Source organism: Geobacillus sp. C56-T2, assembly GCF_007829715.1.
Taxonomy (GTDB): Bacteria; Bacillota; Bacilli; order Bacillales; family Anoxybacillaceae; genus Geobacillus; species Geobacillus icigianus.
On record NZ_VJWB01000001.1, the window covers coordinates 392,515 to 407,072 of the forward strand.

Here is a 14,558-nt window from a genome sequence, read left to right on the forward strand (position 1 = left end):
TCCTTCCGTCTGAAGGGCGAATGGTTGTTCCGGCGTTGGACGCCCGGTTTCTGCGGGCGCTGCGCCGGTTTGTTTTTGTCGCTCCGATCACAAGCCTTAGGCTTGATTTCTTGCAAATGGTTTGTCCATAATATATTGAAGAATAAAAAAGTGGTGTAGGAGAGTTGAAGGCGTGGCGATTCGTGAACTGTTGCAATATGTCCAAGATGCGTATGCGGCCTTGACCCAACTGAGCATGATCATCGTTGACGATGACGGCAATCCTGTCACAAAAGTGTCCAACTTGACCGAGCTGGCGGAGCTCGTTTTATTTGTCGCCCAAAAAGAAGAGGCAACGTTTTTTCGTCCGCTTGAATTGTCGGCGGAAGGTTGGCAGCGGCCGATTTTGGCGCCGGTCGGTTGCCTAGGGATGAAAAGCATCATCGCTCCCATCTTTGTCGATGGCAAGGCGGAGTATTGGATTTGGTCTGGGGTGCTGATCGAAGAGGAAACGAAGTGGCTCGTTCGCGAGCAATCGATGGTTGATGACAAATGGGCGGCAGTGATTGCCCAAGCGGCCGTTCTGCCTGCCGGTGCGGTGGAGGCGAAGCTTCGGGACATTGAGCGAATGGCGGCCATATGTGGAGAACTGATCCGCGGCGAGCGCTGCAAACAGCGGTATCACGCGTATGGGAAACCGCTGGAGGCGGCGGTGGCCGACCATCCTCTTGTGTATGATGCCGGCCGGCTGTTAGCGCGTCTGCAAGAGTTGGATCCGCGGCTCGATGTCGCGCTATATATTGAAAGGCGTCCGCAGGCATGCGTCGTGGTGGCAGCCAACGGGGAGAAGGCTGAACGATTAAAAGGAAGGACCATTGATCCGCTGTTTCCGCCATTGGTGGCTTGGGATGGGCCATTTCATCCTATTTATTTTCAAGACGTCGCCCTTGATCCGCGCTTTTCTTTTTTCGTCCGCCATGACATCCGCCCCAAGATGCTGATCGCTTATCCAGCGGTGTATGAACAGACGTTGGAAGGATGGGCCGTTGTCGCTAGTGAGACGGCTCTTTTGCCGGCGGAGGAATTGTTGCCGCTTGGCCATATGCTCGTCCAACATTGGCTGCTGTTGACGAGATGTGCGGAAGCGAGCGCGAAAACGGACCGCCATTTGATGCGGCTGTCGATGTTAATGGAAATTGGCCGAGCGATGCGCGTAGTGCAAAATGAGGAAGAAATCGTGCGGATGATGGTCGAATTCGCGGTTGAGCTTGCGTATGGTGAGTATGTTTGTGCCGTCTGGTGTTGTGACGATAGGACGACGGTGATTCATGAAGGGGCGCTTACGGCTTCGGCGGCGTCCGGCTACCGGGATGAGGTGCGCCGGCGCTACGGACGCGGTGAGAAAGCGAAAAATCAAGCGCCGACCCTCGTTCCGATCGGGGACAAGACCGTGATGGAAGTGCCGTTTTTTGTCCGCGACGGTCATTATGGCGTCCTTGCTGTTCATATCAGACAGCCGGCCGAGGCGAAAGAAGCGGAAGTCTACATAGCGGCGCTGGCCGCCATCGGAGCGTTAATGATGCAAGGCGCCGTCTACCAAGGTGATGAAGGAATCATCGATATTGATATGTTGTCCGAACAGTTGACCGCCCGGGAGATGGATGTGCTCGAGCTGCTCATTCAAGGATGCAGCAACCGCGAAATTTCTGAACGGCTATTTATTAGCGTTCATACCGTTAAAAACCATATTACGAATATTTTCCAGAAAATTGGCGTCAATGACCGGTCGCAGCTGATCGCTCTAGTGTACCAATTAAACCACCGACGGCGCCGTTAGGGGGACATCATTGGGCAGACGATGCCATGATGTCCTTTTTTATCATGTAGGAAATTGGAACGAAACCCATTTTGTATTATAATGTGAGTATAGTAAACAGGAACTATTCTAGTACCTAGATGGAAGAGTGAGGAAATCAAATGGCCCTTTGAGTCTGTTTCCCCCAAAGTATGCCGTGCTGTATAGTGAGGAAAGTGCATATTGCCAGGGCTGCACGTACAAAGTGCATAAAGATAGGGGAATGTGAATGAAACATACGATCATGATCCGAACGATGACGATCATGAAACCGGCTGATATTTTAAAAGCGATGGAAGTGACAGAAGAGCTGGCCGAGCGGATGGGATTTTTGCCGCGTGACTGCCTTTTTCTCCGTTTAGCGACGGAGGAGGCATGCATGAACGCCTATGAATACTGTCAAAAGGTCCAGAAACTTCCGTTTAGGGTGTTTTGGAAAATCGATGAGGGGCAGTTAATGATTGTGGTTAAACAACAAGGAGGATGCTTTTCCATCACGAATCATGACACTGTCAACACAGGGCCGCGTGGCAGAGGGTTACAGCTGATCGCCCATATTGTTGACGATGTGTACGTAAAGCAGGAAGGGAACAACGTTTTGTTTTGTATGTGCAAATGCAAAAAAAAATGAGTGGCCATTGGAGGAAGCAGGATGGAGACGAAACAAGGAGCAATTTGCACGCTGACATGGACAGAGGATATTACACTGAACAATGTTGAATCGTTCCGACAAGCGCTTGAAACCTTGTTGAACGAACAGGCTGACTATCTCGTTGTCAACATGGAGAAAGTCAACTACATTAACAGCGCTGGGCTCGGTGCGATCGCTGACAGCGTGATGACGGCCAGGGCTTGTCAGAAAGAACTGGTGATTGCCGGTGTCAAAGGGTCGCTTGCTGAGATTTTCCATATTGTTAAATTTTCTTCGTTTATCAAACTATTTGCCACAGAGAAGGAAGCGCTTGATTATTTCGTCGGAGAATGACGTTCTATGGTGGATGGGTTTTGGGAAAGTGTGCAATGGAATGACAGTTTGGTTTGGCGGGAGCTGCTCGCCAATCTAGAAAAAATGAATGTGCTCTTTGGACCGCGGGATTATGTATATTGGCTGGCCGCTCCGGAAAAGAAGCAGCTTTTGTTTATTTCAGCCTCATGTGAGCGGCTGTATGGATTGCCGCCAGAAGCGTTTTATAACGATCGGGACATCTGGGAGAAAGTGGCCCATCCGGACGACCGAATCAAGGCGAAAGACAAATGGCGGCTTCTTTCGCAGATGGGGGAGAGCGCTCAAACGTACCGCATCATCAACCAACGGGACGGCTCGGTGCGCTGGGTGGCTGAACAAACGGTCCCCGTGTTGGCGCGCATGAAGGGGATCAAGCTGGTCAGCGGCGTTATCGCGGAGATTACGGAAGCGAAACGAAATGAGGACGAGCGCCAGCTGGCTGAACACGTGTATGAAGCCATCGAACAGGCGATGCTCGTGACGGATGGACAATTTACCGTCCGGCTCGTCAACCCGGCGTTTACCAAAATGACCGGCCATGGGGTGGAAATTATCGGCCAGCCGTTGCATATGCTGTATGCCGGCTATTATGATGCATGGTTTTATGAGGTGGTCAAGGCGGAGAATGAAGAAAGGGGGGAGTGGAGAGGGAGGGTGTGTTGGCGGCGGAAACAAGGATCGCCATGCGTGAGGCAAACGATGGTAAAAGCCGTTCGCGATCGCGCGGGGGAGATTGTTTTTTATTTGTTCCTCTTTTCTGGTTCGGCTTTAGAAGAGCCGGATATCACAGCGGTGAAAGACGATTTAAAGCTGGCCCGCGAAGTGCAAAAGCGGGTGTTGAGCAAGCCGTTATCCGCTGAGGGGATTTCCATCGCTGGAACGTACATACCGTCGCGGGAGCTGGGTGGGGATATGTACGCTTGGTATCCGATTGATCAACGGCGTTATGGCATTTTTTTAATGGATGTGATGGGGCACGGGGCGGCGGCTTCGCTCATTTGCATGTCCGTTCGTTCACTTCTGAACGGGGTCATCCGCAAGGGAATCGTTCCGAACGAAGTGTTCCAGGAGCTCAACCGCCATATGCGCCAACTGTATCACGAAAACGGGCGGACGACGTATTATTTTACGGCGATGTATGTGCTGGTCGATGTGAAGGAGCGAATGATCGAATATGCCTCGGCCGGTCATCCACCTGGATTTTTGTTTCAGCCGGATGGAACAGTGGCGGAGTTGGACCGCGGCTGTGCGCCGATCGGTTTGCTCCCGCGGCTTTTTGTCGAGAGCGGGCGGCTTCGTTATGAACCGGGGGCGACGCTCATTTTGTATTCGGACGGAGCCATCGAAGGGGAGGAGATGGGTTCAGTGCGTCAAAAAATTGAGACGTTTCGCGATGTGATCGCGCCGTATGTTTCGCTCGATGAACGAGCGCTGTTATCGCGCTTGCGCCGTTATTTTGTCCAAAAAGGGCCGCTCCCGGACGATTTTTCGGCAGTGGCTGCGAAATTATGGTAGTGAAACAGCGCCGGCGATCAAGGAGCGGTGATTCCGTACAAAATAGTGCGATCCCATCTGTTTCTCAGTGAGAAAAGCCTGGCAAAATCAGCCTTGTTTTTTGGCGCGATGCCGCCGATTTGCTCGTGGCAGCCGTCACCGACCTTATCGTCCGCGCGGTTACGTCCTCGTGCTAGAGAACGTTTTAGCGGTCATGAATGGTGAAAAAATGTTTTCCATTGGAAAAATGTCTGCTAAAATAAAGACAATTCCGCCGTTCATCAAGAATAGAATGATATCAGCGGAGTAAAAGGAGGAATGACAGATGGAAATGAACCGTCCGGCTGGATTTTGGAAACGGTTGTTGGCGAATGTGCTGGATGCGATTGTAGTCGGCATTCCCATTTCGATCATCGGCTATCTCATCACAGGAAATTGGGAAACGAACTGGTTTACCTCGGTCGCCAACATTCTTTACGCTCTAGTAGTTCCAGCGGTTTGGTATGGCTATACGGTCGGCAAACGGATGATTGGCATTCGAATCGCGAAAGTCAACGGGGGCAAAGTCAGCCTTGGCACGATGTTTTTGCGTTCGTTTGTCGGTGGACTTGTTTATTTTGTTACTTTTGGAATCGGTCTTATTATTAGTGCGATTATGGTAGCTGCAAGAGAAGACAAACGATCGATTCACGATTTTATCGCTGGGACGTATGTGACAACAGAAAAGCCGACGGCGTAAACAAGGAAACGAGCGGGCTTCCAAATGGGGGCCTGTTTCTTTTTGCTCGCAGATTTGCGATGTGGGATGAGGACGTCGGCGCTGACTCTCAAGAAGCGAAGCCTTGATAAAACGTGTCTTTGCCTCTCAGTCAGCTCCCGCGTCCTTCGAAAGCTGGCGATTTCATCGCGGGTACGGTTTTACCATATTGATCCTGTTTTTCACTCATTCTCCCATTGATGAAAGGAATCAGTGGTTTTTCACCAGCCTTCTAGAAGGCCGGTGATTTCGTGCAAAATGCCGCTGAGTTTCACTCATTTCTCAATGAGAGAAACCTCGCAGAATCAGCTTTCTTTATCTGAATGAAAATGCCTCTAATTGGTGTGTGACAGCGGTTTTTCACCGGCCTTTTGGCAACGGTGTTCATCCAATTCATATTTCGTGTGTTTTCGACGGAAATCGGGAGGATTTTTTTATTGCAACGTCGAATAAATTGGCTTAGCCAGCAATACATATTCATGCGCTTGAGAAAAATTTCAAAAAGATAAAAACGTGGTTGTTGGGGGGGCAAAGAGGCTTGAGGCATAAAAAAAGTTGTTCCGATGATCATTTTTCATTAAGTATAGTTCTTATATCGGTAAAATTTACATGAACGCACGGCAGCGAATCGATTTCATGCAGTGATCACCATGAAACGACTGACGTGACAAAAGAAGGAGGAGAAATGGTTTGTCGCTAACGAGCTATATCATCCGCACGCTGTTTGTTGTCATTCCGGGCACGGCAGCGATTGGCGCGGGGGTCTGCCTAGCGAATGGCATTCATGGTGCAGCGCTTGGATGGACGTTGATGGCCACCGTGCTGTTTGGCACCCTGATCGGTCTGATCTCCGCGTCGCTCAACTACCGGCGGTTTGTTGCGCCGATCGCCGTTATTAACCGCCACTTAGAGAAGATGACGGAGGGGGATTTGACGGCGCGCGTGCCATTGGACCGTGTGCGCCAGCTGCGGCCGATCGCGGCATCGTTAAATCATATGGCGGACGCATGGCAAGAAGTTATGAAAAGCATCCAGCATCATGCCGAGGAAGTCGCGCAATATTCGCAACAGCTTGCCGCTGTCGCCGAACAGACGACAAAAGCTACCGAACAAATCGCGACCACCATGGAAACGATGGCGTCTCATGCCGAAGAGCAGACTAGTGCTGTTCGCGGCACGGCGGCGGCAGTCAATACCATTTCCCGAACGCTCGGCGATGTGGACCGTCGGACAAAAGATGTCACTCATCGGGCCCAGGAAACCGCGGCAAAGGCCGAGTCTGGGGAGCAATCGGTGGAGAAAATGTCGGAGCAAATGCAGTTTATTTACGGTCATGTCCAATCGCTAGGCCAGATCGTCAAAGCGCTTGGGGAACGATCGAACGAGATCGGACAAATTACCGAGGCCATTACGGGCATCGCCTCACAGACGAACTTGCTGGCGCTCAACGCGGCGATCGAGGCGGCGCGCGCTGGTGAGCAAGGGAAAGGATTTGCCGTCGTCGCCGGCGAGGTGAGAAAACTGGCTGAACAATCGGCTCGTTCTGCGCAGCAAATTTCTGAGCTGATCGGCTACATCCAAGAAGAGACGAAGCGGGCCATCGCTTCCACCGAACGGGTCGTCTCGGAAGTGGCGCATGGACTGAACGCTGCCCATGCTTGTGGGGAATCGTTTGCCCATATCCGTGAGGCGGTGGGGCAGGTGAGCGAACAAATTGGACAAGTTTCGCTGGCGCTTGAACAGATGACAGGTCATGTTCGTCATGTGGATGAAGCGTTGCAACAGATGACCGATATTGTAGAACAATCGTCCGCCAGCACCGCTAACGTATCGGCGGCAACGCAAGAGCAGATGGCTTCCGTCGAAGAAATCGCTTCTTCGTCAGCATCGTTGGGCCGAATGGCGGACGAGATGCGGACGATGCTGAAGCATTTTTCGGTGTGATTTAAAAAACGTGGATACGAAAGGAGGGGGCCAAATCTCGCCCCAGTCGGCAGTGAAAAAAAGATTGCCTGCCGGCTGACGATGCGATACAATGAGAAAAAATGAGCTGTGATCGCGTCATACGCGTAATCTGCTAGGGGAGTCCGAGAGCCGGGCTGAGAAAAGAACGCGATGAAGTTCTTTGACCCTTTGAACCTGATCTGGGTCATGCCAGCGTAGGGAAGCAGGCAGCGGGAACAGATGGACGTGTCATGTTCGTTTGCCCTTTTGCCTTCGATCAGGTTCCGTTGTCGGAACCTGTTTTTGTTTTGTCTCGTCCTCTCTCTTTCCCTTTTGGATGGTTGCCTTCTTCCAAGCGTGATGGCATGGATCCAGTCGATGAAATCAAAGGAAAGGGGATCCATGCATGGAAAACATCCGCACATTGATGTCATTCCCATCTAGCCGCAAAGTGTATATCGAGGGATCGCGTCCGGACGTGCGCGTGCCGATGCGAGAAATTATGCTGTCGCCGACGAAGACAGCCCACGGCGAAGTGGAAAACGAGCCCGTGCGTGTGTACGACACGACAGGGCCGTATACAGACCCTCATTTTGAGCCAGATATCGAAAAAGGATTGCCACCTCTCCGGCATCGCTGGATCGTTGAGCGCGCCGATGTCGAAGAAGCGGAGCCGCGGGCGGTCGTCCCTCGTTCGCTGGCGCTTCCCTTTGCCCGCCGACCTTTGCGCGCGAAGCCAGGAAAAGCGGTGACGCAAATGCATTACGCCAAACGGGGGATCATCACGCCAGAAATGGAGTTTGTCGCGATTCGCGAACAAATCGATCCGGAAATTGTCCGCCAGGAAGTGGCGGCGGGGCGGGCGATCATCCCCGCCAACATCAATCATCCGGAGAGCGAACCGATGATCATCGGCCGCCGCTTCCATGTAAAAATTAACGCCAATATCGGCAACTCGGCTGTTTCGTCATCGATTGACGATGAAGTAGAAAAACTGCTGTGGGCGGTGCGTTGGGGCGCCGATACGGTGATGGATTTATCGACGGGCAAGCACATTCATGAAACGCGCGAGTACATTATCCGCAACTCGCCGGTCCCGGTAGGAACGGTGCCGATTTATCAGGCGCTCGAAAAGGTCGGGGGAGCGCCCGAGAAGCTGACATGGGACGTGTACCGCGAAACGCTGATCGAGCAAGCCGAGCAAGGGGTCGATTACATGACCATTCATGCTGGGGTGCGGCTTCACTACATTCCGCTCACCGCCAGCCGCGTGACCGGCATCGTCTCGCGCGGCGGCTCAATCATTGCGCAATGGTGCTTGGCGCATCATCAAGAAAACTTTTTGTATACGCATTTTGAAGATATTTGCCAAATTTTGCGCCAGTATGATGTGGCCATTTCGCTCGGAGACGGACTGCGGCCGGGTTCCATCGCCGATGCGAACGATGATGCACAGTTTGCCGAACTCAAGACGCTCGGGGAGTTGACGGCCATCGCCTGGAAGCATGACGTGCAAGTGATGATCGAAGGGCCGGGACACATTCCGATGCATAAAATTCGCGAAAATGTCGAGCGGGAGCAGGAAATTTGCCATGGGGCGCCGTTTTATACGTTAGGGCCGCTTGTCACCGACATCGCGCCCGGATATGACCATATTACGTCAGCCATTGGCGCCGCCATCATTGGGGCTTATGGAACGGCGATGCTTTGCTACGTCACGCCGAAAGAGCACTTAGGGCTGCCCAACAAAGAGGATGTGCGTGCCGGGGTAGTCGCTTATAAAATCGCCGCCCATGCCGCTGATCTGGCGAAAGGACATCCGGCCGCCCAGCAGCGCGACGATGCGCTCTCAAAGGCGCGCTTTGAGTTTCGGTGGAACGACCAATTCCATTTATCGCTTGACCCGGAGCGCGCCCGTGAATACCATGACGAAACTTTACCGGCTGCCGCGGCGAAAACCGCCCACTTTTGTTCGATGTGTGGGCCGAAATTTTGCTCGATGAGCATTTCTCATGAGCTGCAGCGGAAAATGAAAGAAGACGGCATGCAAGCGAAAGCGAAGGAATTTGTTCAGAAGGGCGCTTCTCTGTATCAATGACAAGTCCATTCAGGACCGACGAACGTATGAAAGCCCGGAAGCCCGCCAGTTGGGCAAGAGTATACGATTATGCAGAAAATATAGAATAAAAATATATTTACAAATTATTTTTTATCCGTTATGATAATGGCATAAGGGGTAAATTTCTAGTCATAACATAATTTGTGAAGGAAAAACTGCGCAGTCTATTGCGGCGCCTTCGCCGGCGTTTCGCTTCCATAGACAGCGGCCAGTTGCGTCATCGAACGATAGATGGTGCTGGCCGCTTCTTTTTATGGGCCAACGACGAAATGCAAGACTTTTCGAAGCGCCTCCGAATTTGTATGGCTGAGCACGTTGTTTTGGAAGCGTTTTCCGTGAAAATGCTGAACTGGCGCGGATTTTCATCCCTGGGTGGAGGGCAAACCATTGCCCATGGATCTTTTCTGTAAAAATCCCGTCGGCAAGCGTTGATTTTCATCCCCAGGTGGAGTGCAGATCACGCTGCCCATGGACCTTTTCTGGGAAAGTGCAGGACTGACGCCGATGTTCATCCCCGGTGGTGGAGGGCAAAATGTTGCCCATGTAACATTTCTGTGAAAATGCCGAACCGGCGTGAGATTTTCATCCCCGGGTGGGGCAGATCGCGCTGCCCATGGAACGTTTCTTTGAGAATTGGGAGATGTCAATGCGGGCGGGATCAGGAATGGGCATGTGAGCAGTGAGTGGGCGCATACACTGAAACGAAGGGGCATGAGGAGGGAGGGGATTGACTTTGTTTTCCGATCTTGTGGAGACGATGCCGCCTTATTTGTTTTCCCGTTTTCAACGGAAAAAAGAGGAGCTGGTGAAGCAAGGGGTCGATGTCATTGATTTGGGGATCGGCGCTCCCGATTTGCCGCCGCCCTCCTTTGTCATCGAGGTGTTGAAAAAAGAGCTCGAGGTGCCGGAACATTATACGTATTCGCCGTATGGCGGTTGCAAGGAATATCGGGAGGCGGTCGCCCGGTTTTATGAGCGGGAATACGGGGTCGTGCTCGATCCGGAAACGGAAGTGCTCGCTTTGATCGGCTCGAAGGAAGGGATCGTTCATTTGTTGCAAGCGGTTCTGAAGCCGGGAGAGCTCGTGCTTGTGCCGGATCCCGGTTATCCCGTTTATCGAACGGCGGTTCATTTTGCCCGCGGGCGGAGCCGGGCGCTGCCTTTGGATGCTCAAAACGGTTACGCGCCTCAGTTTGCTGCGCTTTCTCCCGACGTGTATGATGAGGCGAAGCTGATGCTCCTCAACTATCCAAGCAATCCGACCGCGGCCGTGGCCGAGATCGGCGTGTTTTCCGAGGCCGTTTCCCTCGCGCACCGGCATCGGCTGTTCATCGCCCATGACGCCGCGTATTCATTGGTGACGTTCGCCGGGTTTCAGTCACCGAGCATTTTGCAGGTGGACGGGGCGAAAGAGGTAGCGGTCGAATTTGGTTCATTGTCGAAAAGCTATAACATGGCGGGCTGCCGCATCGGGTATGTGGTGGGAAACCGACACCTGATTCGAGCGCTTTCGGTCATCAAAAGCAACATCGACACATGTCAATTCATTCCCATTCAAAAAGCGGCCGCTGCTGCGCTGACGAACGGGCAGGCTTTTGCGAAAGCGAACAGTTTGGTTTATGAAGCGCGCATGAACAGGATGGTGGAAGGGCTTCGCGAACTCGGCTTGAACGTGCAGCGTCCGAAGGCGACTTTTTTCCTATGGGTTCCCGTTCCCACAGGGTACTCATCCGAATCATTTGCCACCCAACTGCTCGATGATGCGGGGATTATCGTCACACCGGGAACGGCGTTTGGCCCGGCTGGAGAAGGGTACATCCGCGTTTCGCTCTCGGCGCCGATTGAGCGGCTCGAGCAAGCATTGGAGCGGTGGAAACGAGTGAATGGGGAGGCGCTGGCGCCATGAAACGAACGATCCGAAACGTGACGGTGGCCAAGGTCATTGTGGAATGTCTAAAACAGGAACAGATCCGCCATGTGTTTGGTGTGCCTGGGGAAAGCTACTTGCCGTTGCTTGACGCCATTTATGAAGAGCCGTCGATTGAGTTCATTTCTGCCCGCCATGAGGGAGGAGCGTCGTTTATGGCGGAAGGGTATGCGAAAGCGGCGCGGACATGCGGCGTCGTCTTAGCAACAAGGGCGGTCGGCGCGGCCAATTTGGCGATCGGCGTCCATACGGCTAGGCAAGATTCCACGCCGATGGTCGTATTTTTAGGGCAAGTGGACAGCCGCTTTCTTGGCCGGGAAGGTTTTCAAGAGGTTGATTTGGAGGCGTTTTTTCGCCCGCTCGCGAAATGGACGGTCGAAATTCGCGACGCCGAACGAGTGCCGGAGCTGGTGCAGCGCGCGTTTCGCACCGCGAAGACGGGCAGACCCGGTCCGGTTGTCGTTTCGCTGCCGGAGGATGTGCTTTGGCAAACCGTCCCGGAAGCTGTGATGGCTTCCACCCAAGTGCCGAAGCCGGCTCCGCGCCACGAGGACGTTCGGGAAGTCGAAGCTTGGCTGACGCGCGCCAAGCGGCCGCTCGTGATCGCCGGCGGAGGTGTCAAGTGGGCGGGCGCGGAGCCGCTGCTGCGGTTATGGGCTGAAACGTATTCGTTGCCGGTGATGGCAGCGTTCCGCCGCCATGACGTATTTCCCCACGACCACCCGTGCTACGTCGGGCATCTCGGCTTGGGAGCGCCAAAAGCGGTGAGGGAGACAGCGGAGCAGGCTGATGTAGTGATTGCGCTCGGCACACGGTTATCGGAGGTGACTACGCAAGACTACCGTGTCCCGTCTCCCGATCAGACGCTCATTCATATTGACTTGGACAGCGATGGGGTTGGAAAAGTGCGCGCGCCGGACGTGGCCATTTGGGCCGACTGTCGGGAAGCGCTATCCCGCCTGCTGACGATTGCGGTGCGGCCGAGCTGGCAAGAATGGGTGGCAAAACGGCGGGAGCAGTACGAACAAACCGCAACGCTGCCAGAAAAACCGCGCAATGTGTATGAAGCGGCCATGGCGAGTTTCGCACGCCATTTGCCGAACAACGCTGTTTTCACAAACGACGCGGGGAATTTTGCCGGCTGGCTTCATACGTTTTTCCCGTTTGGCGAAGGCCATACGTATATCGGGCCGACGTCCGGAGCCATGGGATACGGCATGCCGGCGGCCATAGGCGCCAAATTGGCATTGCCCGACCGAACCGTTGTGTCGCTGTCGGGGGACGGCGGATTTATGATGACGATGCAAGAGTTGGAAACAGCTGTCCGGTATGGTATTCCGATCATCTCCGTCGTATTTAACAACCGCATGTACGGGACGATTCGCATGCATCAAGAACTGCGGTTTCCGGGTCGGGTCATCGGCACGGAGTTGGGGAGCGTTCCGTTTGCCCGCTTGGCGGAATGTTTGAATGGGCTCGGCTTCCAAGTGCAGACGGAACAGCAGTTCACAGAGGCGCTGTGCGCGGCGCTGGCGGCCAAACGCCCGACGGTCATTGAAGTGCTGGCTGATCCCGATTGTCTTTCGGTCTCGACGACGATGCAGGAGTTGCGGGCGCGGCAATCGCTGTGACCGCGGACGGAAGCCGTTTGTTGGGAACGGCGATTGTTCCAAAAAATATTCACCGTTGCCAATGTTGATGTGCCGGTTGGATGGTTCGAAAAAGGAGGCGGCCGCAAAGGTGTTCCCGGCCACGGAGCCGGGAAATGCCGCGATTCGGCTCCATCATTCCATTGCGCGAAAATGGGGGGAGTAGGCGATGAACATTCAAAACTACATCAATGGAAAATGGAAAGACCCGAGCACCGGGCGGTGGGCGCCGGTGATCAATCCAGCGACAGGGGAAACCATCGCCAAGGCGCCGATGTCAGGGGCCCAAGATATCGATGAGGCGGTTCAGGCAGCCAAGGAAGCGCAAAAACGATGGGCGCTCGTGCCGGCGCCGAAACGCGCGGAAATTTTGTATCGAGTCGGGACGCTGCTTCAAGAGCGGAAAGAGGCGCTGGCTCGGCTGTTGACGATGGAAATGGGCAAAGTGATTGAGGAAGCGCGCGGCGAAGTGCAAGAAGGCATCGATATGGCGTTTTACATGGCGGGGGAAGGGCGGCGGTTGTTCGGCGACACGACGCCATCGGAGTTGAAAGATAAATTCGCCATGAGCGTTCGGGTGCCAGTCGGAGTAGTCGGCATCATCACGCCGTGGAATTTCCCAATCGCGATCGCTACTTGGAAGTCATTCCCTGCCCTTGTGGCCGGCAATGCGGTCGTGTGGAAGCCGGCGCTTGAAACGCCAATTATGGCGCAGGAGTTGGCGCGCATTTTTGAAGAAGCGGGTTTGCCGCCGGGAGTGTTTCATGTTGTCCATGGCGACGGGCCGACAGCTGGCAATGCGCTCGTCGAACATCCGGATGTCAAGGTCATCTCGTTTACCGGCTCGAATGAAGTCGGGCGGATGATTGCGGAAACATGCGGACGGCTGTTGAAAAAAGTTTCGCTTGAAATGGGCGGGAAAAACGCGGTGATCGTCATGGATGACGCCGACTTGTCGCTAGCGGTCGACGGCATTATTTGGAGCGCCTTTGGCACCTCGGGGCAGCGATGCACCGCGTGCAGCCGGGTCATTGTCCATGAGCGGGTGAAACAGGAGCTTGAACGGCGTCTGCTTGAAGCCGTGAAAACATTGAAAATCGGCAACGGGCTGGATGAAACGGTCAAGGTAGGGCCGGTCATCCATGAAGAAGCGTTGCAAAAAATCGACCGCTACGTGCGTATTGGCGTAGAAGAAGGAGCGAAGCTGCTTGTGGGCGGTTATATATTGCGTGAAGGCGACTATGCGCGCGGCTTCTACTACGCACCGACGATTTTCACCGATGTCACGCCGAAGATGCGCATCGCCCGCGAAGAAATTTTCGGCCCGGTCGTGTCGATCCTTTCCGTCCGCAGTTTGGACGAAGCGATCGATGTCAACAACAGCGTCGATTATGGGCTGTCAAGCGCGATTTTCACGCGCGATGTCAATAACGTGTTTCGGGCCATGCGCGATTTGGACACCGGCATTGTGTACGTCAACGCCGGCACTACGGGTGCGGAAATTCATTTGCCGTTTGGCGGTACGAAAGGGACGGGCAACGGCCATCGCGACTCCGGCGTCGCCGCGCTTGACGTATTCACCGAGTGGCGGAGCATTTATGTCGATTTCAGCGGCAGACTGCAGCGGGCGCAAATTGATACGGCTGACTGAACCGGGCTGCCATCGGCGCGGAACGGAAAAACGGCGGCCGACGAGGAGGACGGACAGCCAAAAGGAAGGGCATCTGCGGCAAAAGGGAAGAGCGTCTAGAAGGCGGGTGAAAACCGCTGATTCCTTTCATCAATGGGAGAATGAGCGAAAAGCAGGACCGATGCAACAAGGTTTTTC

At 54.0% G+C, this 14,558-nt stretch carries 10 protein-coding genes and 1 riboswitch; all 10 genes read left to right on the top strand.

Annotated elements, in window-relative coordinates; all coding sequences use genetic code 11:
- Window positions 1-172 precede the first annotated feature (172 nt).
- Window positions 173-1,816, top strand: a complete 1,644-nt coding sequence (locus tag GC56T2_RS18280) for a helix-turn-helix transcriptional regulator (RefSeq protein WP_144972667.1) — start codon at window positions 173-175, stop codon at window positions 1,814-1,816.
- 247 nt (window positions 1,817-2,063) lie between these two features.
- Window positions 2,064-2,465, top strand: coding sequence for an ATP-binding protein (locus GC56T2_RS01975; RefSeq protein ID WP_144972669.1), 402 nt, complete (start codon window positions 2,064-2,066; stop codon window positions 2,463-2,465).
- A 21-nt stretch (window positions 2,466-2,486) separates the two neighbouring features.
- Complete coding sequence (locus GC56T2_RS01980) at window positions 2,487-2,819, top strand: STAS domain-containing protein (RefSeq protein WP_033018122.1); 333 nt, start codon at window positions 2,487-2,489, stop codon at window positions 2,817-2,819.
- Window positions 2,820-2,825: 6 nt separating this feature from the next.
- A complete protein-coding gene (locus tag GC56T2_RS01985; protein WP_144972671.1) occupies window positions 2,826-4,355 on the top strand; it encodes a SpoIIE family protein phosphatase in 1,530 nt (509 codons plus the stop codon).
- 304 nt (window positions 4,356-4,659) lie between these two features.
- Complete coding sequence (locus GC56T2_RS01990) at window positions 4,660-5,073, top strand: RDD family protein (RefSeq protein WP_144972673.1); 414 nt, start codon at window positions 4,660-4,662, stop codon at window positions 5,071-5,073.
- 708 nt (window positions 5,074-5,781) lie between these two features.
- Window positions 5,782-7,035, top strand: coding sequence for a methyl-accepting chemotaxis protein (locus GC56T2_RS01995; RefSeq protein WP_144972675.1), 1,254 nt, complete (start codon window positions 5,782-5,784; stop codon window positions 7,033-7,035).
- 125 nt (window positions 7,036-7,160) lie between these two features.
- Window positions 7,161-7,274, top strand: a riboswitch (TPP riboswitch).
- A gap of 167 nt (window positions 7,275-7,441) precedes the next feature.
- The gene (gene thiC, locus GC56T2_RS02000) at window positions 7,442-9,133 is read left to right on the top strand and encodes a phosphomethylpyrimidine synthase ThiC (RefSeq protein ID WP_144972677.1); all 1,692 of its coding nucleotides are present in this window, start codon (window positions 7,442-7,444) and stop codon (window positions 9,131-9,133) included.
- 748 nt (window positions 9,134-9,881) lie between these two features.
- Complete coding sequence (locus GC56T2_RS02005; protein ID WP_144972680.1) at window positions 9,882-11,060, top strand: aminotransferase class I/II-fold pyridoxal phosphate-dependent enzyme; 1,179 nt, start codon at window positions 9,882-9,884, stop codon at window positions 11,058-11,060.
- A complete protein-coding gene (locus GC56T2_RS02010; protein ID WP_144972682.1) occupies window positions 11,057-12,712 on the top strand; it encodes a thiamine pyrophosphate-binding protein in 1,656 nt (551 codons plus the stop codon). Before GC56T2_RS02005 ends, GC56T2_RS02010 begins: the two co-directional genes overlap by 4 nt.
- Window positions 12,713-12,899: 187 nt before the next feature.
- Window positions 12,900-14,381, top strand: a complete 1,482-nt coding sequence (locus GC56T2_RS02015; RefSeq protein WP_144972684.1) for an aldehyde dehydrogenase family protein — start codon at window positions 12,900-12,902, stop codon at window positions 14,379-14,381.
- The last annotated feature ends 177 nt before the right edge of the window (window positions 14,382-14,558 follow it).

Bases quoted from the DNA above. Each gene is read 5' to 3' on its own strand.
- GC56T2_RS01975 (WP_144972669.1), top strand. From the start codon at position 2,064: ATGAAACATACGATCATGATCCGAACGATGACGATCATGAAACCGGCT.
- GC56T2_RS01980 (WP_033018122.1), top strand. From the start codon at position 2,487: ATGGAGACGAAACAAGGAGCAATTTGCACGCTGACATGGACAGAGGAT.
- GC56T2_RS01985 (WP_144972671.1), top strand. From the start codon at position 2,826: ATGGTGGATGGGTTTTGGGAAAGTGTGCAATGGAATGACAGTTTGGTT.
- GC56T2_RS01990 (WP_144972673.1), top strand. From the start codon at position 4,660: ATGGAAATGAACCGTCCGGCTGGATTTTGGAAACGGTTGTTGGCGAAT.
- thiC (WP_144972677.1), top strand. From the start codon at position 7,442: ATGGAAAACATCCGCACATTGATGTCATTCCCATCTAGCCGCAAAGTG.
- GC56T2_RS02010 (WP_144972682.1), top strand. From the start codon at position 11,057: ATGAAACGAACGATCCGAAACGTGACGGTGGCCAAGGTCATTGTGGAA.
- GC56T2_RS02015 (WP_144972684.1), top strand. From the start codon at position 12,900: ATGAACATTCAAAACTACATCAATGGAAAATGGAAAGACCCGAGCACC.